General features: G+C 45.0%; 22 protein-coding genes. 10 read left to right on the top strand and 12 right to left on the bottom strand.

Annotated features, from left to right (window positions below; all coding sequences use genetic code 11):
• Positions 1–53: 53 nt before the first annotated feature.
• A complete protein-coding gene (locus tag JMY03_RS11095) occupies positions 54–926 on the bottom strand; it encodes a thymidylate synthase (protein WP_201603734.1) in 873 nt (290 codons plus the stop codon).
• Between the two features lie 56 nt (positions 927–982).
• Entirely contained in the window at positions 983–1,867 is an 885-nt protein-coding gene (lgt, locus tag JMY03_RS11090) for a prolipoprotein diacylglyceryl transferase (protein WP_201603732.1), read from the bottom strand.
• Positions 1,868–2,186: 319 nt separating this feature from the next.
• On the opposite strand from lgt, the gene JMY03_RS11085 reads away from it, so the two are divergent.
• Both JMY03_RS11085 and JMY03_RS11080 read left to right on the top strand, forming a co-directional pair.
• Positions 2,187–3,818 (top strand): DUF4139 domain-containing protein, encoded by a 1,632-nt coding sequence (locus JMY03_RS11085; protein ID WP_201603730.1) that lies wholly within the window; start codon positions 2,187–2,189, stop codon positions 3,816–3,818.
• Positions 3,819–3,830: 12 nt separating this feature from the next.
• Positions 3,831–4,628, top strand: coding sequence for an NRDE family protein (locus JMY03_RS11080; protein WP_201603728.1), 798 nt, complete (start codon positions 3,831–3,833; stop codon positions 4,626–4,628).
• A 170-nt stretch (positions 4,629–4,798) separates the two neighbouring features.
• On the opposite strand, the gene JMY03_RS11075 is transcribed toward JMY03_RS11080, so the two are convergent.
• The gene (locus JMY03_RS11075; RefSeq protein ID WP_201603726.1) at positions 4,799–5,320 is read right to left on the bottom strand and encodes an RNA pyrophosphohydrolase; all 522 of its coding nucleotides are present in this window, start codon (positions 5,318–5,320) and stop codon (positions 4,799–4,801) included.
• A gap of 379 nt (positions 5,321–5,699) precedes the next feature.
• Here JMY03_RS11075 and JMY03_RS11070 point away from each other — a divergent pair, with 379 nt between their 5' ends.
• Positions 5,700–6,128: an OsmC family protein gene (locus JMY03_RS11070; RefSeq protein ID WP_201603724.1), complete on the top strand. Its 429-nt coding sequence runs from the start codon at positions 5,700–5,702 to the stop codon at positions 6,126–6,128.
• Positions 6,129–6,554, top strand: coding sequence for an MAPEG family protein (locus tag JMY03_RS11065; protein WP_201603722.1), 426 nt, complete (start codon positions 6,129–6,131; stop codon positions 6,552–6,554).
• Positions 6,555–6,629: 75 nt separating this feature from the next.
• Here the strand turns inward: JMY03_RS11065 and JMY03_RS11060 are convergent, their stop codons facing one another.
• The 7 genes from JMY03_RS11060 to JMY03_RS11030 form a co-directional block, all read right to left on the bottom strand.
• Positions 6,630–7,631, bottom strand: coding sequence for a tRNA dihydrouridine synthase (locus tag JMY03_RS11060; protein ID WP_201603721.1), 1,002 nt, complete (start codon positions 7,629–7,631; stop codon positions 6,630–6,632).
• Between the two features lie 246 nt (positions 7,632–7,877).
• Complete coding sequence (locus tag JMY03_RS11055; RefSeq protein WP_201603719.1) at positions 7,878–9,374, bottom strand: UvrD-helicase domain-containing protein; 1,497 nt, start codon at positions 9,372–9,374, stop codon at positions 7,878–7,880.
• A 276-nt stretch (positions 9,375–9,650) separates the two neighbouring features.
• Positions 9,651–10,388 carry a twin-arginine translocase subunit TatC gene (tatC, locus tag JMY03_RS11050; protein ID WP_390880370.1) on the bottom strand — a complete coding sequence of 246 codons (738 nt, stop codon included), beginning with the start codon at positions 10,386–10,388 and terminating at the stop codon, positions 9,651–9,653.
• 137 nt (positions 10,389–10,525) lie between these two features.
• A complete protein-coding gene (gene tatB, locus JMY03_RS11045; RefSeq protein ID WP_201603718.1) occupies positions 10,526–11,188 on the bottom strand; it encodes a Sec-independent protein translocase protein TatB in 663 nt (220 codons plus the stop codon).
• 74 nt (positions 11,189–11,262) lie between these two features.
• On the bottom strand, positions 11,263–11,544 hold the full coding sequence (gene tatA, locus JMY03_RS11040) for a Sec-independent protein translocase subunit TatA (protein WP_201603985.1): 282 nt from the start codon (positions 11,542–11,544) through the stop codon (positions 11,263–11,265).
• Positions 11,545–11,929: 385 nt separating this feature from the next.
• The gene (gene hisIE, locus JMY03_RS11035) at positions 11,930–12,769 is read right to left on the bottom strand and encodes a bifunctional phosphoribosyl-AMP cyclohydrolase/phosphoribosyl-ATP diphosphatase HisIE (RefSeq protein ID WP_201603717.1); all 840 of its coding nucleotides are present in this window, start codon (positions 12,767–12,769) and stop codon (positions 11,930–11,932) included.
• A gap of 132 nt (positions 12,770–12,901) precedes the next feature.
• A complete protein-coding gene (locus JMY03_RS11030; protein WP_201559486.1) occupies positions 12,902–13,354 on the bottom strand; it encodes an acyl-CoA thioesterase in 453 nt (150 codons plus the stop codon).
• A 470-nt stretch (positions 13,355–13,824) separates the two neighbouring features.
• Between JMY03_RS11030 and rpmI the strand changes: the two genes are divergently transcribed.
• The 5 genes from rpmI to JMY03_RS11005 all read left to right on the top strand — a co-directional run bounded on the left by rpmI (position 13,825) and on the right by JMY03_RS11005 (position 18,799).
• Positions 13,825–14,022: a 50S ribosomal protein L35 gene (gene rpmI / locus JMY03_RS11025; protein ID WP_025646050.1), complete on the top strand. Its 198-nt coding sequence runs from the start codon at positions 13,825–13,827 to the stop codon at positions 14,020–14,022.
• A 52-nt stretch (positions 14,023–14,074) separates the two neighbouring features.
• A complete protein-coding gene (gene rplT / locus JMY03_RS11020; protein ID WP_025646048.1) occupies positions 14,075–14,431 on the top strand; it encodes a 50S ribosomal protein L20 in 357 nt (118 codons plus the stop codon).
• A gap of 272 nt (positions 14,432–14,703) precedes the next feature.
• The gene (pheS, locus tag JMY03_RS11015; RefSeq protein ID WP_201603716.1) at positions 14,704–15,756 is read left to right on the top strand and encodes a phenylalanine--tRNA ligase subunit alpha; all 1,053 of its coding nucleotides are present in this window, start codon (positions 14,704–14,706) and stop codon (positions 15,754–15,756) included.
• A gap of 98 nt (positions 15,757–15,854) precedes the next feature.
• A complete protein-coding gene (gene pheT, locus JMY03_RS11010) occupies positions 15,855–18,260 on the top strand; it encodes a phenylalanine--tRNA ligase subunit beta (RefSeq protein WP_201603715.1) in 2,406 nt (801 codons plus the stop codon).
• A gap of 239 nt (positions 18,261–18,499) precedes the next feature.
• A complete protein-coding gene (locus tag JMY03_RS11005) occupies positions 18,500–18,799 on the top strand; it encodes an integration host factor subunit alpha (protein WP_201559483.1) in 300 nt (99 codons plus the stop codon).
• A gap of 301 nt (positions 18,800–19,100) precedes the next feature.
• Here the strand turns inward: JMY03_RS11005 and JMY03_RS11000 are convergent, their stop codons facing one another.
• Positions 19,101–19,442: a hypothetical protein gene (locus tag JMY03_RS11000; protein WP_201603714.1), complete on the bottom strand. Its 342-nt coding sequence runs from the start codon at positions 19,440–19,442 to the stop codon at positions 19,101–19,103.
• A 636-nt stretch (positions 19,443–20,078) separates the two neighbouring features.
• Here JMY03_RS11000 and ypfJ point away from each other — a divergent pair.
• Positions 20,079–20,966 (top strand): KPN_02809 family neutral zinc metallopeptidase, encoded by an 888-nt coding sequence (ypfJ, locus tag JMY03_RS10995; RefSeq protein ID WP_201603713.1) that lies wholly within the window; start codon positions 20,079–20,081, stop codon positions 20,964–20,966.
• Between the two features lie 197 nt (positions 20,967–21,163).
• Here the strand turns inward: ypfJ and JMY03_RS10990 are convergent, their stop codons facing one another.
• Positions 21,164–21,403 carry a hypothetical protein gene (locus JMY03_RS10990; protein WP_025646038.1) on the bottom strand — a complete coding sequence of 80 codons (240 nt, stop codon included), beginning with the start codon at positions 21,401–21,403 and terminating at the stop codon, positions 21,164–21,166.
• Positions 21,404–21,593: the final 190 nt, after the last annotated feature.

Raw genomic sequence — 21,593 nt, 5'->3', positions numbered from 1 at the left:
TATTTATCAGTTTTCTAGTTTTACAGTTATTTTCAATTCTACAGTTCAGTCGCTTAAACTGCGACTTTCGCCTTAATAGCCGGATGCGACTCGTAACCATTAACGCTGATGTCTTCAAAAGTAAAAGCAAAGATATCTTTAACTTTCGAATTCAATGACAAGGTCGGCAGCTGATAAAGATCCCGCGTCAACTGTAATTCAACTTGCTCGCGATGGTTTTGATAAATATGACAATCGCCGCCCGTCCAGATAAATTCGCCCACTTCTAAATCACACACTTGCGCGATCATATGTGTTAATAGCGCATAACTGGCGATGTTAAAAGGCACACCCAGGAATAGATCCGCTGAGCGCTGATAAAGCTGACAAGAGAGCTTATTATCCGCAACAAAGAACTGAAACAGTGTATGACAAGGCGGCAAGGCCACTTGACTGGCCTCACTTGGATTCCAACCAGAGACGATAAGACGTCTGGAGTTGGGGTTGGTTTTTATTTGCTCAATAAGCTGCGATATTTGATCGACGCCGTCATCATTATAAACATTGTTGTCACTTTTATCAGTGTTTTTAGTTGCGCCATAGTTGCGCCATTGATGACCATAGACAGGGCCTAGATCCCCAGCAGAGCGATTAAAGCGCGCGGTTTGCTCAGCGGTGGCCCATTCATTCCAAATGCGTACGTTATTTTGCTGCAAATAATCAACGTGCGTGCTACCGCTTAAAAACCATAATAGCTCATACACGATGGACTTAAAGTGTACTTTTTTAGTGGTCAGTAAGGGAAAACCCTCTGCCAAGTCAAAGCGCAATTGCGCGCCGAAATGACTTAAGGTGCCAGTGCCAGTGCGATCGCCTTTTTCAGTGCCGTGAGCCAACACGTACTGGAGTAAATCAAGATAAGCTTGTTCGTTTTTGCTAGTAATCATGGTCTACAACTTCAATATTTAATAACAACTAAGTTTATTTAATGTCTAATATGGGTCTAATAAGCAGCTTGTCTACCCCAATCATAAATGTCACGTTTATAAGCATAAATGATGAGCACGATACCAATGATAATCATCGGTGCGCTTAAGATCTGCCCTTTGGTGACCCAGCCTAAAAGGATAAAACCTTGATCGGCATCGGGCTGACGGAAGAACTCGACAATAAAGCGGCTAAAGCCATAACCAAGCATAAACACGCCCGTCACCGCCATACGCGGACGCGGCTTTGAGGAGTACCACCACAGTAGCAAAAACAGCAGCAGTCCTTCGGTTAACGCTTGATAGAGCTGCGAGGGATGGCGAGGCAGCAAATACTGACCGCTAACCTCAGTCGCCAATTGCTGCAAGGTCGGGTCGGCCTGCATTAGCTGAGCATCAAAGGCCGCCGCTTGCGGGAAATAAGTGAGCCAGTTATAGCCGCCGTCAGAAACACGGCCCCACAGCTCGCCATTGATATAGTTGCCAATGCGCCCAAACAATAAGCCCGTTGGCACGCAAGGCACGATAAAATCGAGGACTTGAAAAGGCGTCTTTTTATACTTACGCGCAAAATAAAGCATGCCAAGAGCGACACCAATAAGGCCGCCATGAAAAGACATACCGCCTTCCCAAACCCTAAATAAGTAGGCCGGATTTTGTAGTAATTCGCCAAATTGATAGAAGAGCACGTAACCGATACGGCCGCCCAAAATCACCCCAAGCGCGCCAAAGAACACTAAGTCTGAGACCATATCCGTCGACCAAGCATCGCGTTTAGTACTGCGATACCAAGCAAGACCAAAGGCCGCGGCAAAGGCAAGCAAGTACATCAAACCATACCAGTGTACTTCGATAGGGCCGAGCGCTAACGCTACTGGGTCATACTGAGGATGAATGTTCATAAAAGTCATAATATTGAGAATAAGATGCTGCTCATGATAGCAAATTTAGCTGTTACGTACACTAATTTCGCATCGTAATACTGGGCAGTATGGTAAGCGTGCAATGCTAAAAAAATGCTGCTAGTAAAGAAGCCGCGCTATAGAAATAATCATCATTACTATAGCCGCGAGCGTAAGCTAACCGCACAAAGTTATAAGATAGTAATGTCGGATAAAAAACGCTAAGATAAAAACAAACGAGATTGTGATGGTTTATACCAAAATACTGTAAGACCAAAAATACTGTAAGACCAAAAATACTATAAGAATAAGGACAGTCATGAAACCCTATCGGTCAAATAAAGCAGTGCTGACTCAGCAAAGATTAGGCACAATACCAAGTTCGATATTTGCTCTAACCGCGCTTAGCTTGTTATTGCCTCCTATTAGTGCTCAAGCGGCTGAAAGCGGCATTGAGCAAATCACTATTTATCAAGGCTTAGCGAGCGTCACGCGTACGCTGCCGATTGCTGGTAGCGGTGAGCAAACGTTAGTGTTTTCTTGCTTGTCGCCTTATCTTGATCAAGACAGCTTGAGCGTACAAGCGCTTGGCGACGTTAATGTCGGTGAAGTCAGTGTCGAGACCTTAAGCGGTGAGCAAGCTCAACTGTGCCAGTATCAAGGCGATGCTAAGGTACAGACGCAGCAAAATCACTTAGCAAGTATCAAAGCCGATTTAGAAGCGGCGCGTTTGGCCAAAGCCTATTTGCAAAATATGACCAAAGTCAACCAAATCAGCGTCGAGGGCACTTTGGCCAGTAATACTCGTGAGCTAGAGACGCAGGCCGCCGCTATTAATAAGCGAATCCTTGAGATTGAGCAGCAGCAAGCCCGCGCACAAAATGCACTCAATCAGCTCATGGCTGGTAGCAGCACGACCACGCAAAATAGCGTCACCCAAGTCAGCGTGCGCACCGCTAGCCGTACGCCAAGTAACCTCAAGCTGCACTATCAAGTGCGCGGCGCTAGCTGGCAACCGACCTATCAAGCACGGCTCAATACCGATACTAAGCAGTTGAGTATTACCGCCTCGGCCATTATCGCGCAGCAAACCGGAGAAAACTGGCAAAACGTGCCTTTAATGCTCAGCTCAGTGAATCCGAACCAAAACGCGACAGGCCAGCTGCCTTATGTGCAGCGCTTATCGCTCTATGACGAGCAGCAGCAAGATAGTGTCGCAAGATACGCGCAGCCAATGATGAAAGCGCCAGTCGTGGTGGTCTCAGCAGACGAAAGCGCTGGAGCTATGGCTAATATGGCGCCGTTACCGAGCTTTGAGGTCAACCGGCAAGATAAAAACGGCATAACTGAATACCGCTTGCCGCAGCGCGTTAGTATTCCGAGTGATGGTCGGCGGGTACGCACTGTTATCGATGAGCAAGCAGGAATCAGTAAGCTGTGGATTCGAAGCACACCAAGTGCAGAGCTGGCAGGATATTGGTATGCGTCAGCGCCGTTCTTGACACCCGCTTGGGTCGATGGCTCGCTGCAGCTGTACCGTGATGATAATTATATTGGGCAAACGCGCTATAGCTATCAGCTGCTAAAAGAGCAAGGCATTGGCTTTGGTGTTGATAATAATATGCTAGTTAAACAATTAGTAGATGAAGATAAACAAGGCGAGAAAGGCGCGTTTAATCGCATCCAAACTTTGACTAAGACAGAAGCTTATCAGTTTACTAATCAGCATAATAAAACGGTCAACTTACAAGTATTAGGTAGCGAGCCTATCAGCCGCGATGATAACTTAAAAGTCAGTGCCACCCATACGCCGCCAATTAGCGAGCGCGATTGGAATAGTAATCAAGGAGTCGTGGCTTGGGACTTTAAGTTAGCGCCGCAACAGTCGCAAGTCGTGCAGTCGACCTCGCAAATCAGTTATCCGGCTAAGCAAGAATTGATCAGTAATTAAAAAAGGAAAACTATGTGTATCGTCGCTATCGCTTGGCAGCTCTTTGATGAGTTGCCGTTAGTACTTTTATCAAATCGTGATGAGTTCTTAGCGCGTCCTACCGAGCAGTTGCACCAGTGGCCAGATCAGCCGATCTATGCTGGCCGCGATAGCCAAAGTGGCGGCACTTGGTTAGGCATTTATCAACAACATCATCAGCAAAACGGTCGTTGGGCAGCGGTACTGAACTTTCGCGATGGCGTACAAGCAAGAGCAGATGAGCGCTCACGCGGCGAATTAGTGACCAGTTTTTTGATAAGTACACTCAGCCCGATGGCATTTGCGCGGCAGATTAAGCTACGAGACTACGCTGGGTTTAATCTCATCATTGGTGATAGCCAGCAAGCGGTCATCGTCAATAACCGTGGCCATGCGCCGACCGCTTTACATGCAGGATTGCATGTTTTCTCCAACGGACAGCCGGATGAAGGGTGGTTTAAAACTGAAAAGCTCCGCGGGCGCTTGCGTCAAGAAGTGCTGCCGCTTATCGCTGAGGATAGCTCGCTTGCGTATTGGCAAGCGGCCGCGCTTAATGTGATGTCAGATAGCACCTCAGCGCCTGAGGAAGCGCTGCCGAAAACAGGCGTACCAAAAGCTATAGAGCAAGCCTTATCGTCTGTGTACATCGACGCGGTCGCTTTGAGTAATACTGATACGCCAATGCCAAGTTATGGCACGCGTACGCAAAGTATTTTGGCTGTGCGCGGTGAAGATAAGTCAGAAGTAAAAGCGCAGCTGATTAGCCGTGAAACGGATAATGTTAAGTGTTAGGTAGCGAGCATTCCACGCAATATTGTGACGTTATACAGGTTACAGGGGCTGAAAAATGGAGCTATGCTTTATTAGGCTTGCCAGAAAAATAGCTACAGACATAAAAAATGCTCGCTGTCATATCTGATGTTTTAGATATGACAGCGAGCATCTTTCATTGACGTGAGCGTCTATTCCATCAATAAATGATTGTTTTGTTCCGGAATAATCAGCTCTTGTCTAAGGGGTAATTCGCGTACCAGCTCTTGCAAAGCACGGCGATAGACCCCGCGTTTAAAGTGAATCACTTGTCCGAGCGGATACCAGTAGCTGACCCATTGCCAATGGTCAAATTCAGGTTTTCCCTCATCAAAGCGAATGTGTTGAGTATTCGGCTCATCTAAGCGTAGCAAAAACCATTTTTGTTTTTGCCCAATACATAAAGGATACTGCCCATGGCGCACGTAGCGCTTTGGCAAGCGATAGCGTAACCAATCTTGAGTGACTGCCAATAAGTCGACATGGCGCGGATGCAGCCCGACCTCCTCCCAGAGTTCGCGGTACATCGCATCCATTGGCGTCTCGCCGCGGTCGATACCGCCTTGCGGAAACTGCCAAGCGTTGTGTCCGATACGCTTTGCCCACAGTACTTGCCCTTGTGTATTTGCCAAGATGATGCCGACATTGGCGCGAAAGCCGTCTGCATCTATCATGACTTAACCTTTTAATTTATCTAAAAATAACTTATTGCCAAGCGACTTTCGATAGCCAACATAATTATTATAAGGTAGTGACTATCGCTGCCAAATTAGAATAAGTTTTATTACCCTTATTAAAACAAGAAATGGTCAAAATGTGTAACGATAATTTGCTATAAAATGTTTCACAAATTTAACGATTTAAAATCAATAACTTAAAATACAACTTTTGTTAAATAATGATAAGGCGGTCAATAACCAAACTTGCTCACTTAGGCTCAAGCAGGCTTTAAGTTTATGATTCTAGACAAACCCTAGATGAAACTAATGCTAAACTAGTGCTACACTAACGGCATAAATCAGTACCGTAAATTAATAATATTAGGATAAGAAGATGGCAGAATCAAAAGCGAGCGTCACTTGGCAAGAGAATAAAGCTTTTATGGGCGTAGCGCCATCAGGGCATAACGTTCAGATCGACGCTGATAAAGAGAAGGGCGCAAGTCCCATGGAGCTAGTACTACTAGGGCTTGGCGGCTGTGCCAGCTACGACGTGGTATCTATCTTACAAAAATCGCGGCAAGAGGTGCAGGATGTACGCTGCGAGCTGACTGCACAGCGGGCGGAAACTATCCCAGCAGTATATACAGATATCCACCTACATTTTGTGGTTAGCGGACAAGATATCGCTGAAAAACAGGTTGAAAAAGCCATTAAACTTTCCGCTGATAAGTACTGTTCAGCCAGTCGTATGCTAGTAGATGGCGGCGTTAACATCACTCATGATTTTGTCATAACGACAGGCGAAGGGGCAGATGGTTAGATGATTTACCTCTTTGGTTTTATCCCTGATACTGCCGCTGCCGCGATATGGGCAATGGTGGTCGCCAGTTTATTACCGCTACTGATGGCAATAATGGCCAAGGTGTTAGGCGGCTTTGGTCTTTCGGATAACGCCCATCCGCGAGAGTTTTTGCGGCAGACTACAGGTGCTGCGGCGCGGGCGAATGCCGCTCAGCAAAACAGCTATGAGACGCTACCGGTATTTTTGGCAGCGGTTATTGTCGCGATGCTGTTCTTTGTACCACAGCCCATTATTAATACCTTAGCTTGGCTATATGTGATTATCCGTATCGGTTATTGCGCGGCTTATATTACTAATTTGGCGACTTTTCGCTCTATTCTTTGGGTGCTATCAATGGCCTGTCCGCTAATGCTATTTTATATTGCGATTCGGATTAGCGCTTAGCTGTTAAAGTCAAAGCGTTGAAATAATAAAAGCGAAAAACGGTATTTAACAGCTTCCTTAATTTAGAATTTTTTATCAGCGACTCGCTTGTAAAGCGGCGATAATAGCCGCTTTATCTTTCTGCCTTTTGATCTCATTCCATAGGCTTTGTGCTTCCATATAGCCCTTAGTCAGCATGCCCAGCCACTGCTTATAACGACCAACGAGCACCACATCATTTTTTGCTTCGCCTTGCAAAAACTTAATTTGATGAGTGATTAAGTCTGACCAAAGTAGTGTCGACGTTTTCAACGATTCGTCCTTAGCTACATCTATTTTATCCACTTGCGCAATTAAATCCGGCCGCGTCACCGCCCCGCGTCCGAGCATCAAATGGCTGGTGCCTGATTGCCTGATACATAGCTGTGCTTGCTCAGTGTTCCAAATCTCACCATTAGCAATCACTGGGATATCTAGGCTATTAAAGCCTTGAATTTTCTCCCAGTAAGCAGGCGGCTTATAGCCTTGGGTCTTAGTGCGCGCATGGATGGTTAGCCAATCGGCGCCGCTCGCGGCAATCGCCCCGCGTATATCATCCATACGGCTGGTATCGGTGTAGCCGAGACGTATCTTTGCTGACACAGGAATATCGCTAGGAACTGCTTGGCGTACGGCGCTAATAATCTGATACATGACTTCAGGCTCATCGAGCAGCACCGAGCCGCCGCGATGGCTATTGACCGTCTTAGCAGGACAACCAAAATTAATATCGATAGCGGGCGCACCAAGCTCACAAGCAAAGACCGCATTCTCTGCCATCAACTGCGCTTCGCTACCGAGCAACTGGATATGAATAGGCGTACCTGAGGCGGTCTTAGCATCGTGATGCAGCTCTGGCACGTATTTATAGAATACATGCGCAGGCAGGACAGTTTGGGTGACGCGAATAAACTCACTCACCGACCAGTCATAAGGGCGACCCAAATCGGCGGCAATCTGTGTCAAGATTTGCCGCATTAACGGATCGGTCAAGCCTTCCATTGGGGCGAGTAGACGGACGGGGTTGCTAAATAAAGGATTAGAGTGTTTATTAGACATAGTATAAGAATTAAAGGTTTTAGCTGTTTTGGATCGGTAGGTTATGTGTCGCGAATGATAGTCTACAGCGGAAAATTGAATTTAATGACAAGGTTTATAAGCGTTCGGGTAGGCTACGGCTTTTGCTCAGCAAATCGTTATACAAAATTAAAATATTGCTTGGTAAACACCAAGTTTGAAATTTAGTTATAACGTCTAAGAGTTCAAAGGACATAAAAGTCTTAAGCTGCTAAATAAATGAGCAAACTAACTGCCATAAATAACCTTTTTACCCGTTTGCAGTCCTGAGATCAGCGGTCCAATATTAGCAATATCTAAGTTATTCTGTGCGCGAGTACAAGCCACATACAACAAACGCAATTCTTCAGGGCTAATCTTAATGCCGTTGGTCGTGACATCATAATAGAAGTCATCATCGAGCTGTACTTTGCCCCATTCAAGCCCTTTGGCTTTGTGCGCGGTTGAGATGACGTAATCGGCGTTCTCAACACGAGTTAAGCTATTCACCGCGCGCGTCAAGACGCTAGTGCCATGATCATCGACCAATTTAACTAAGGTTTTTAGATCGCTGCCCTCATTGGTTTCTGAATACTCTTGCACATCCGACCAGTTATAAAAATACGCCAGCTCTGGCACGCCATAAGCAGATTTACCGTTTTTGAGGTTTTCTGCCGCTTGGCAGAACTTCAGCATACGCTCGGTATCGGCTTGTAGCGCCACACGGTGGCCTAACTTTAGACCGGTTAACAACTGCGCCATAGCCGCCGCGTTAGTACGGCAAAGAATGGCGTCCTTTTTGCTATGTACGAGGCCCTTCTCAGTAGAGGAGCTTTTATTGGGGTTGCCTTTGAGAGGCACGTCCTCTTGTAGCGCTTTAAGTAACGTATTAGCCACCTCAGCGATAGGTTCGCCGAAGCGAAACGACTGGGTCAATAAGGTTTGCGGTAGCGGTAGTTTCTTCATCGCATTGACCGCGCCGCGCCACTCATAGATCTGCTGATGAGCATCGCCAACATAGATAACTTGCTTTGATTGCTGCGTCAAGATACCCATCATCAAAGGGTCGGCATCCTGCGCTTCATCAAATAAGATAAAGTCGGCCGGGATAGTAGGCTTGGAGAGTGCCCATAATTTGAGATAAATATCATGACCGATACCAGCTGGATGGCGGGCATCGATAGACTGTAGCCAGCGCTGCTCGACGGCAGGGTAGAGCATCTCACGCAGCTGCTCGCTATCTGCCGCATCGAGCCAGCTGGGAAACAATAAATGCCGGGGCGCAGGGTAGCTGGCATGGGTACTACAAAAATGACTGACTGCATCGCTGACAAATCGCGCAAGGCGAGCTGGGGTCAAAGTGATGTATTTATTCGAGCCTTCTATCTGCCGTCGCACTTGCACCGGCTGCAAGCCTAAGTCATCACCTAAGCGTTTCGGCGAAAACCGAGGCAATGATAGCTTAGCGGTAATGTCTCGCGGCACATGGCGATAGGCGAGCGAATGAAAGGTCCGGCAGTCGACGTGTCCTGGAAACTTGGCGCGCGCATCATTAGCTATAGCCTTGTTAAAGGCTAAGTACAAACCGCGACCACGCAGCCGCTCACCAATCAGCTTTAGAGTAGTCGTTTTACCTGCGCCGGCATAAGCGACCACCTTAAACGATTTATGATCCATCGCCATATTAAGCGCAGCAAGCTGCTCTTCGGTAGGGTCACTCATATAAGCGGGCATAGATGCAGACATAAAAAGCTACCTAAATGTAAAACAGAATAAAATGAAGCATGAAATAAAAGACACGGGGCTAAAAAAAGCCACTGCGTAAACAATGGCTCATTAGAAGAGAAAAAACGCAAATAAGGCGCTTTCTTGATTGGAATAGGGTTTGTTGCGCATGCGTAAATGAGCACTACTGATTTTAACAGATTAGCTTTGTCTTTATGAGCAAACATTTGCTATCAGCAGTCATTGTCTTTTAACGCACTAATCATTTCATAAAGCATTGATATCACTTTTGCTTTGTTAATGCTCTGAGTGCTCAGCGACTAGACCTTCTTTTTTGTCTTTAAGCAAGATTTTAGCTAAAAATAAGCCCAACTCAAACAACAGCCACATCGGGAACGCGAGCATCAACATCGATACCCCATCTGGCGGCGTCACTACCGCCGCTATGGCAAAACAGCCCACAATGATATAACGGCGTTTATCTTCTAAGCTTTGAATGGAGACGATACCGACCAATATCAACAGCAAAGTCACCACTGGAATCTCAAACGTCAGCCCAAACACCATAAATAACTTCAAGGCAAAGCTCAGATAACTGTCTATATCGGTCATCGGCAATACGTTTTGTGGCGCAAAAACGATAAAGAATTTAAGTACGCCTTTGAGGACGACAAAGTAAGCAAAAGCCACGCCGGCATAAAACAGCATAATCGATGATAATAGTACCGGTATTGCGACTTTTTTCTCTTTTTTGTACAGCCCTGGTGCGACAAAAGACCAAATTTGATAAAGAATATAAGGCATGGCAAAAAAGGCAGCCACAAATATAGTCAAGCGAATGGGCGCCATAAAGTTAGAGGTAATGTCGGTCGCGATCATCGTTGAGTTAGCAGGCAGCTGCGCCACTAATGGGTCAGATAAAAAATCATAAAGCTCCCGTGAGAAACCAACCAGTGCTAAGAATACGATTAATACCGCGGCGCAGATCTTGATTAGATGCCGGCGTAGCTCAATCAAATGCTCAGTGATGGGCATGTCTGCAAGAGAGTCTAATAAATCATCGGATTTTTCGTCTTGAGCACTTTTAGTATCAACACTACCAAAAGATGCGCTATCAACTGCCTCTTCATGAGCTCGTTTTTCTTGCCGGCTTTTTTGGCGTTTAAACAATGTCATAAACTCGCCTCTTCATTATGAGGCATGGGGTTATCCGCATCGGTTTGGCTATAGAGCAAAGTATCAGCTTTATAATTCGGCATGTAAGGCGCAGCAGGCAGACGACGCGCCTTATCGTAAGCCCCTAAGCGAAACCACATATTCTCCCATGGACGCGTCATTATAGGCGTATTTATATCGTCGCTAGAGGCTGAGTCAGTATTTATAGCTTCGGACTGCTTATCAACCATCAAGTCACTATCATAAGCATATTGTTCATCTAAAGTTGGCGTCGCCGCGCTTTTGCTAGCATCGACAGCAGTATCATTATCCTTGTGAGCGTTTGGCTCTTTTTTTAAGCTAGTAGAATTATTTTCATCTTTTAAGCTGTGATTCTGAGCAGATTCAAACTCTTGCATACTGCCGCGTAACTCAGCCATCTCGCGCTTCATTTGCGCTTCTGTCTGACGGATTTTTGCCAGCTCTTTTTGCATCTGCTGACGGGTCTCTGCTAGATCAAGCTCAGCTTCTATCTCGGACTGTAGCGTTGAGACAGTACGGCGAATTTTGCCATACCATTGACCAGCAGTACGCGCTGCTTGTGGCAGCTTCTCCGGGCCAAGCACGATTAAGGCAATAACGCCAAATAAGAGTAATTCTGAAAATCCGATATCAAACATAAGGCCTGAGCATCACTATCTATAGAGCAGGTAAAAATAACCAACGTAGCGGCTGTACTAACTACTCTGTCGAACTAAACTTTATGTTGATCATCGCTTGCAGCAGGACTGATTTCAATATCATCAACTTTGGTGCCGTGCGTTTTATTAGCGCTGCTATTGGGGGACACGCCAGCTTCATGATCGAGTACGCGGTGTTTTTTAACGTTTTCGGCTTCTTCGTCTTTGACCGCATCTTTGAAGCCTTTGACCGCGCCGCCCAAGTCTTTGCCGGCATTTCTAAGCTTTGAGGTGCCAAAAACGACGACCACGACCACCAAGAGAATGAGCCAATGCGTAATAGAAAAACTGCCCATAATGATATCCTTAATGTCTGAGATTTCTGAGTGTGAATGCTGCTCTTTAGTTGTTGACATCAGTATTGCCGCCACCGCGCTACTGTTATTTTATAGAATATTGATCTATTTGACAAAAATACAGACATAACGCTGACGTAAAAATACTATTATACCTTGCCGTTATGACAAAAAGGTGAAAGTCGCAACAATCACACAGAGTAAATAGGTAGTGGTACTTTTGTTTTCGACATATAGTCGATCCTAAATAAAACAGATACATTATATATCAACGTGCAACTGGTCTAAATTTTCCTTGCGTGCTGTGCCTACGTAGATAGAGGCTGCGAAAAACTTATTCCAGTCCCACTGTATCGTTTTTATACTGAACTCACTATATGATAGGTTATCTCGACGCTTTCTCATCGATGCCTGAGAGACCAAAGCGTCGGCCCAGCTCGTTTAAGATGGCGTCTGACTCTATATCGAACCAAGCCAGACCAATTAAACTGTGGAACCACACGTCAGCCACTTCATAAATAAACTCATAACGCGCGGCATCAAAGGCTTCTTTATCTAGTTGCGCATCACTATGGGCCAAGTCTTTGGCCGCAATAATGCTCTCGGTCGCCTCTTCGCCTACTTTTTCTAATATCTTGTTAAGACCTTTTGCGTAAAGGCTTGCCACATAAGAGCTATCGCTATCTGCTTGCTTGCGGGCGCTGAGGACTTGATCGAGCTGCTGTAAAATGGAGTCTTCAGCTTGCAGGCTTTGATGATTCTCTTCAGCCAAGTTAGTGTTCGTTTTACTCGTAGTTTCTGTAGCTTCAGGGCTTTGAGAGTTAGTGCTATAGATATCGGCAGGGTCTTTTAATACCGGTTCCACTGCTTGCCAAGTGGGCTCTGAGCCCGACAAGTCCAAACGCTGATAAAAGCAGGACTCACGGCCAGTATGACAAGCGATACCGCCCACCTGGGTGACACTGAGTACGATAACATCAGCGTCACAGTCTAAGCGGATATCATGTACGTGCTGGGTATGCCCTGAGGTTTCGCCTTTATGCCACAGCTGATTACGAGAGCGCGAAAAGTAGACCGCTGTTTGCGTTTGGGCAGTCAGTTGCAGCGCTTCGCTATTCATCCAGGCCATCATCAAGATACGTCCTGATTGATGGTCTTGAGCGATTGCTGGAATGAGTCCGTCGGAATTAAAGGTGATAGCAGTGAGCCAAGCCGGTACAGTCATAATATCTCTAGCGTCTGATAAAAAAGGGGAGGGCGGTTGATTAGCATTAGGCTAGATCGATAATACTATACAGGTGGCTTGAATGCGATACGATAATAAGAAAAACAGCAAGAAAAAACAGAAAAGTAGGGCTTAGGCGTTAGCCTGTTTACATTGATCAAGGGCCTGTTTGATTGTCTTGTTCAGAGTCGTGACTTTACCTGATCGATAATCATAATTAACAAAATGCTGGCGTGATTTGGCTACTAAAGAGCCATCATCCATGCGCGTGACCTTAATATTGATATCGCAGCCTTTAGTGGATAACTGCTGTACGCCTACCTCAAATAACAGCGCTTCACGCGTGCGCACCATACTAAAAAGGTTCAATTGCATATCAACTATAATAAGACCTTGGTAATCGGCATGAATCTGCTGGATACCTTTGGCATATAAAAATCGCTCGCGAGTCTCAGACAATAGGTGAGATAAAGACTCTGGCGTCAAAAAATTACCAACACCAATTTCGTTATTTCTCACCCGCATGACCGTCTCAAAGACGAATACAGTATCGTCGAAGACTAATTCTCGGTCTGTTGGTATCATCGATAGTATCTCCTAAAAGGATGCTTAAAAGGTAGAAGTTTGGGAGTGCCCTCGCCGAATCATTAATGCCACGTATTGCTATACAAATTCATATAGGAGCTAACACGAGCTAATCGTATAAACGGGTATCGTTAGAGTATATTATATTCATTTATATGAATACATTATTATAGCCATAGCTGTCGGATAATTTCAATGTTTTTAGGGGTGAACGGTTGCTTTACGCGCTAAAAGGACAAACAGGCTGCCGCTGAAGAGAATTCACTACTAGCTACTATGATAGCGTTTCACTAATTAGAGCTAAAATTAGAGCTAAAAATTGAAACTTTGATTGGCAAATTAGTAGCGAGTCTGCTAAAATAGCGCCTCCCACCTCGAGGCAAATGGTTGATTGATGAGCAGATTTTATGAATCGCTGATAACAATCGTTTGACGACCAGGTTCTATCAAAGACAAAGAGGCAACTCATCATGAAAGTTAAGATGAAAACTAGAAGCGGCGCCGCAAAACGCTTCAAAAAAACCGCGAATGGCTTCAAGCGTAAGCAAGCCTTCAAAAGCCATATTTTGACCAAGAAATCTCCTAAGCGTATTCGCCAGTTGCGTGGTCTAAAGATGGTGGCCAAGTCTGACGAAGCAGCAGTTCGTCGTATGTGCCCATACATCTAATCGATCTTTGCAATTTATCGCTTATTATATCTAAAGAATCTTGGAGTAAATTATGGCCCGTGTAAAACGTGGTGTACAGGCAAATCGCCGTCACAAAAAAATCCTAAAACGTGCAAAAGGCTACTACGGTGCCCGTTCACGTGTTTATCGTGTAGCAGTACAAGCCGTAACGAAAGCGGGTCAATACGCTTATCGTGACCGCCGTAACAAGAAACGCTCTTTCCGTCGTCTATGGATCGCTCGTATCAACGCTGGTGCACGCTTAAATGGTTTGAGCTACAGCCGCTTTATCAACGGTATGAAAAAAGCCAACATCGATATCGATCGTCGCGTTCTAGCTGACATCGCTATGCATGATGCGGCGACTTTTAGCGTACTAGTTGAAAAAGCGAAAGCAGAATTGGCTTAAGTATTAGCTACCCTTAGACTTTATTGTTAAGTGATTAAGGGCCAGTTAATCAGCATGATTAGGTCAATATAAAAGAAGCTACCGCTAGTCGGTGGCTTTTTTTGTATCTTTGTCTCGTCCTCATATTCAAATAGGTCAAGAATTTACGATAGCGAACATCGCTATGTTCAACAGACCCTAATCCGTCCAGATAAAAAGACGGTAAATAATTTGCAATATTTGCGCAAACCCTTACAATCTATACTCTGTCTATACCAGGAATAATGCGTCTTATGACTACCCCTGTTGCTACCGATTTGTCGGCGCTACCGACTCTATCTTCGCAATTAAATGAGCTCGATGAAGCGCAGCTAAACGGTTTTGCCGACGCTGCTATAGCGCTGATTGCGCAAGCGACCGCCGTACCTGAACTGCAAGAGCTGCGCGTACAGCTGACGGGCAAAAAAAGCTCGCTAACCCAGTGGTCAAAACAAATGGGTAAGCTGGCTGCCGACGACAAAAAGACGTACGGCGGCTGGTTACACGGGGTTCGTAGCCGTATCAATCAAGCTTTGAGCGAGCAGCAGCAGCAACTTGAGACTGCAGCCTTAAATGCAAAGCTTGCTAAAGAGAGTATCGATATCACTTTGCCTGCGCGCGGCGCTCAAAAAGGTCACTTGCACCCTGTGACTATGATTACTCAGCGCATGCAGCAGTTTTTTGTGCAAGCAGGCTTCAACGTGGCGACTGGCCCTGAAGTTGAGAGCGACTATTATAATTTTGAAGCGCTAAATATTCCCTCGCATCATCCTGCGCGCGCTATGCACGACACTTTTTATTTTGACGCGCATTATTTATTGCGCACGCATACGAGCCCAGTGCAAATTCGTACTATGGAGCAAAGCGCGCCGCCGATTCGTATTATCTGTCCAGGCCGCGTCTATCGTAACGACTCAGACCAAACGCATTCGCCAATGTTCCATCAGCTAGAGGGGCTTATGGTCACTGAGTCGAGCACTTTTGCTGAGCTAAAAGGCTTGATTAGCGAGTTTTTGCAAGCCTTCTTTGGCAAAGAGCTGACTGTCCGTTTCCGTCCTTCATTCTTCCCGTTTACTGAACCTTCAGCCGAAGTCGACATCTTAGATGATAATGGTAAGTGGCTAGAAGTCATGGGCTGCGGCATGGTACATCCGCAAGTACTAACCAACTGCGGTATCGATAGCGATAAATATACTGGCTTCGCTTTTGGTATGGGTATTGAGCGTTTTGCGATGCTCTATTACGGTATCGATGATTTGCGTCTATTCTTCCAAAACGACGTGCGCTTTTTGCAGCAATTTGGCTAACTGCTTGTCTGCTATAGACTTGTATTTAGGGCGCTAGGTGCTGATAGGCCTTTCCTTACTATAGAATCTTTATTATAAAATTCAGATCCGAGATATTTATGAAAATTAGCGAACAATGGCTACGTCAATGGGTAAATCCCGCCAATACTAGCGAGCAGTTAGCTGAGCAGCTAACAATGGCCGGGCTTGAGATTGACGATCGTTTTGCAGTTGCCCGCGCTTTTAGTGGTGTGGTCGTCGGCGAAGTGCTTAGTGTGGAACAACATCCAGATGCCGATAAGCTGCGCGTTACTCAGGTCAATATTGGTACTGCTGAACCATTACAAATCGTCTGCGGTGCACCCAATGTTTATGCTGGGATGAAAGCGCCCGTAGCTACCGTTGGTGCTGTGCTACCAAGCGATGACATGACAGGTTTTAAGATTAAAAAAAGCAAGCTACGCGGCGTGGCCTCGAACGGTATGCTTTGCGGTGCTTCTGAGATTGATTTGATTGATGATATCGATGGACTCCTTGAGCTACCTGACGATGCTCCAACTGGCACTGATATCCGTGAGTACTTAGGCTTAGACAATCAAATATTAGATATCTCTATCACGCCGAATCGCGGCGACTGTTTTAGCGTACGCGGTATCGCGCGCGAAATAGCCGTTATTAACGAGCTATCAATGCAGACGCCAGAGATAAACTTAGCTTTTGCCGCTAGTGAAGAGGTAAAAACTCCTAATGTAAAGGTCGCTGCCACCGAACAGTGCCCGCGTTATCTATTGCAAGCGATTAGCGCTATCGACCGTAGTATCGATACCCCAAAATGGCTGAGTGACGCACTTATTCAATCAGGTCTACGTACCCATAACTTCTTGGTCGATGTGACGAATTATGTGTTGATGGAGCTTGGACAGCCATTGCACGCTTTTGATGCCGATACGATCGAAGGCGATATCCAAGTGCGTTTGGCTAAGCCGCAAGAGAGTGTTACTTTGCTCAATGATCAAACGCTAACGTTAAGCGGTGATGAGCTCGTCATCGCTGATGACCAAGGTATCTTAGCCCTTGCTGGTATTATGGGCGGCAAGCGCAGCAGCGTCACTGAGACGACGACCAATATCGTGCTAGAGAGTGTGTTTTTTAGTCCATTAGCTATCGCCGGTCGTGCTCGCCGTTTCGGTCTGCATACCGATGCCTCTCAGCGCTTTGAGCGCGGTGTTGATTTTGAGTTGCCACAGCTTGCTTTAGCGCGAGCTCGCGAATTAATCACCGCAGTTACAGGCGGCGTAGCAGGATCTATAGTGAGTGCTGAGAGTCCTACACAGCTACCCTCACGAGCGCCCATATCTTTACCTATTGCAAAGGTGGGCGAGGTGATAGGTATCGATATCGAACCTGAGACGATGATAGGTATTTTGACTCAATTAGGGTTTGACGTAGAGCAGCAAGGCGAGGTTTTAAAAGCTACGCCGCCATCGCATCGTTTCGATATGAGTATTGCTGAGGATTTGATAGAAGAGATTGCACGAATATACGGTTACGACAATATTCCCAGTACCTTGCCTCATCTACAAGTGAGTATGGACTATGACGATACTGCAGATTTGACTCATGAGATGAAGCTGGCACTAGTCGATATCGGCTATATGGAAGCGATCAGCTTTAGCTTCAGTGATGCAAAGATAGAAGCGCTAATCGAAGATGAGGCGCTAGGGGAGGTATTAGCTCTAGCCAACCCGATATCGAGTGATTTAGCCGTGATGCGCCGTACGCTATTATCGAGTCTGTTGCCTTGTGTGCAGTATAATCTTAATCGCCAACAGTCGCGTGTGCGCTTTTTTGAGACCGGTCTAAGCTTTGTTGGTCATAGCGTTAGTGAGTTGGTACAGACGCCTAGCATAGCGCTCGTTGCTGTGGGTAATGTTTGGGATGAACAAGCCTACCAAAACCGTGCAATTGATTTTTATGATCTCAAACATGATGTAGAGCAGCTACTTCCTGCTTTAATCGACGGCGCGCGAGTGCGTTATGAGCGCAGTGAGCTGGACTTTTTACACCCAGGTCAAAGCGCTAAGCTTTATATAGATGATCTGTACGTAGGATGGCTCGGTCAGCTACACCCTAATACTGCTAAGCAGCTTGATTTGCCAGTCGCTTGGGTCGCTCAGCTCTCACTAGCGCCTTTATTAGAGCTTGCTCGTGAACAGCAGACGATTACCACACCCAGCAAATTTCCACAGATACGCCGTGATATAGCTATTTTGGTCGATGATAAAATCAGCTTGCAGACTCTACAAGCTACCATACGTAGCGCGGCAGGCGAATTATTAACTGATTTGTGGTTATTTGATATTTATCAAGGGGATAACGTACCTGCAGGTCAACGTTCACTAGCCTTTGCACTAGTATGGCAAGATTATAGCCAAACCTTGTCTGATGACACGGTCAAAACAACGACCGATAAAGTGGTTGCGGCTTTGAGCGAGCAGCACGGGGCTCAATTACGCGACAGCTAAGCGGCACTCACTTATGCTAACTGGTTATTATTAAAGAATTTTATGATAACTAGTCATCAATTTATAAAAAAATCCTTTATAATGACAAGCGTTGAAAATCAATTCTTTCTTATGCCGTTTTTATAACACCGTAAGTTAAAGCAGGCTCTCTTAGCCATACCATTGATACAGTAACTATTCATTGTGTCACTGTACTATAGTATTCAAGGGAGCCTACCGCACCAATCAGGAGTTGCACTGTGAGTACCTTAACAAAGTCAGATATGATTGAACATTTAATGGATCATCTAGGCCTAAGCCGTCAAGAAGGCCGCTGTCTGGTCGAAAATTTCTTTGATGAGTTGTCTGAGAGTTTGATTGATGGTAAGGAAGTTAAGCTTTCAGGTTTCGGTAACTTTGAGCTCAAAGACAAAAGCAGTCGCCCAGGCCGCAACCCAAAAACCGGCGAGCCCGTAGCCGTATCCGCGCGCCGAGTGGTCACTTTCAAAACTGGCCAAAAATTTCGCCAAAAAGTCGATGAGCGTTTATTTGAAGCTTAAGTCTCGATTTTGAGTGCTATTTTATTGATCTTGATAATAGTCGACTCAAACTTTCGGCTCCATTATGCTATTGAAGCAAGTCTTAGTCAGCTCGATGTAAGAGCTTTACTATTCTTATAATAGCTCTGAGCCCTTGTTTATAGCTAATGACAAGTTTATGAGTTGAGAATGATATAAATAAGTAGTATTTTTGGTTAAAAGAGTGGTTCGTTAAAATACCAAATAGTAGCCAAAAAAAAGAGAGCCAAGGCTCTCTTTTTTATTAGTCAAGATTCATTACAAGTGTAATAAACTACTGAGCTTACTCTTCAACAACCACAACTTCATCAGCAGCGTCTACAGCTGTTGGATCAACAACAACAGGCTCAACCACAGTAGGGTCCATGTCCAGTGCGTCATCTTCAGTTTCGATAGAAGCAGCAGCATCAGCGATGTCAGCTTCAGCAGCATCTACAGCTTGTGCTGCATCAGCAGTAACAATTTCGCCATCAGCAGCAGCATCATTTAGCTCTTCTTGTGCATCTTGCACTTCTTCTTGCGCGTCTTGTAAGTCATCAACAGCATTTTCTTTGTTGCTGTCACAAGCGGTTAAGCCAAAAGTTGCAGTCATGATACCAGCTAGGGCAAGTAATTTAATATCCATAATGTTTCTCCAGAAAATGAAATAGTATGTTAGCTATAATAAAAGGCTGAATACAATAGACACTTAAAACCAGATACTTATAAGTATCTAAGTATCTAAGTATCTAAGTATCTTTATATTTAAGTATCTTTATATTCAACCGTCAATGGTCACAGCTACTCAGCTTCCCCGCATTCTATACTCTTTTTTTGCGAATGAAAAGACTTTATGTGAGTAATGAGCAATAAAAATGTAAACAATATTTACAAATCTTATTCTACTGTCCTTCTTCGTATAAAGTGATAAAAACGACGATATTGATTTATTACTCAATATAAAGACTGATCAATATAAAAACCAAGCTAAATCTCGTTTTTAAATGAGCTTACAACCGTTATTAAATATAAAATAGGCTTCGATGTTCGATATTATCCTGATATACAAGTCCAGTTAGCGATACAAAATACAATAAGTAACCTAAATTCAGACTAACTCTATATGGTCTGTATCTGTAAAGATTGTACTATTAAAGAAAAGCAAATATCGTTTCAAGGTTTGAAGTTCTGTTGCGGTTTTGTAGTTCAAGAAATAAGTTAACCTTTAGCTTTATTGATTAGTTATAAAATAAATAAATGATTTATATAGAGGATAGCAATTATGAAGTGGAGAGGAAGAAGAGGCAGTACGAACGTGCGCACGAGTAGCGGCGGCGGTAAAATGATAGGGGGCGGTATTGGTGGTATTATCATCGCGGGTATTTTGTGGCTAGTGTTTGGCGTCAACCCTATGACCGCGCTACAAACGGGTCAAGTCGTCACGGGCGGCGGCGGCAGTTCGGCAACTGAGGTCGCAACTGGTGATGACCGTGATACCCAATTTGTGCAAGTGGTGTTAGCGGACACCGAAGAGGTTTGGGGACAGATATTTAATGAAGGTGGAAAAACCTATCAAGAGCCTTCATTGGTACTATTTAATGGTCAAGTTAGCTCCGCTTGTGGTAGCGCGACTTCCGCAACTGGGCCTTTTTATTGTCCAGGAGATCAAACTATTTATTTGGATACTTCCTTCTTCACTGAGATGCGTCAAAATCTAGGGATCAGTGGCGACCAACAAGGCTCTGGCGACCAAGAGAATCAGGGAAGAGCGGGTGATTTTGCCCAAGCTTATGTTATCTCACATGAAGTAGGCCATCATGTGCAGACGTTACTGGGTATCAGTCAACAAGTGAATCAAGCTCGCCAGCAAGTGACACAAGCACAAGGCAATCATCTGTCTGTCTTACAAGAGCTGCAAGCTGATTGTTTTGCAGGGGTATGGGCGAATCGCAATCAGCAACGAGTACAGTTTCTAGAGCCAGGGGATATCGATGAGGCGATTAACGCTGCCGGACAAATAGGCGATGATCGTCTAGCACAGGCCAGCGGCCGCGCGGCAACGCCAGATAGTTTCACCCATGGTACCAGTCAACAGCGCGTGGATTGGTTCACTCGTGGCCTTGAAAGCGGTAATGTGCAATCTTGCGATACTTTCAGCGGTGCTCTGTAACGGGTAATATCTAGCAGTACTTCTCTTTATAAAGCTCTGTTATTTAAAGAATCTGGATAAAGAGAAGCGTTAATTATAAGCTAAGCGTTATTGTTAATGAGCAATAAAAAAGCCTACCTTTTATCAGGTAGGCTTTTTTGTTCGAGCTGTATTGTCATTAATTTATGACAGTAGCAGAACTGACAACAGCTATATGACTATCTGCTGTTTTCAAGAATATAAGCACCAGCACCGCCAATTGCCGCACCGCCAAGTGCGCCGCGAGCGATATCTTTACTATCGCCGCCACTTCTAATAAGAGCGCCAGCGGCTGCACCAGCAGTAGCGCCTTTAGCAGTATTACTCAAGCCACTGTTGTAACCGGCAGTATTACAACCTGTCATAATTAACGCTGAGCTTGTAATCGCAGTCATTGCAAAAGTTTTAGCAAATTTCATATCATCACCTATTAAATTGTAAAATTGATCAATATTTTCTTATCACTAATTGGTATTATTATCTTATACCAATAATAAAGTGGATAACCATCGATATAGCAATTATCAATAAAGATCAATACAGAAGAAATACACTTGTACTACTGCTCATAGTACGCTGATTATAAAATTTAGTCGTATTGAATACGCT

The sequence above is a fragment of the Psychrobacter submarinus genome (assembly GCF_904846685.1).
Classification (GTDB): Bacteria; Pseudomonadota; Gammaproteobacteria; order Pseudomonadales; family Moraxellaceae; genus Psychrobacter; species Psychrobacter submarinus.
The sequence above is the reverse complement of the archived record's forward strand: the minus strand, read 5'-3'. Positions and strand labels throughout refer to the sequence as shown.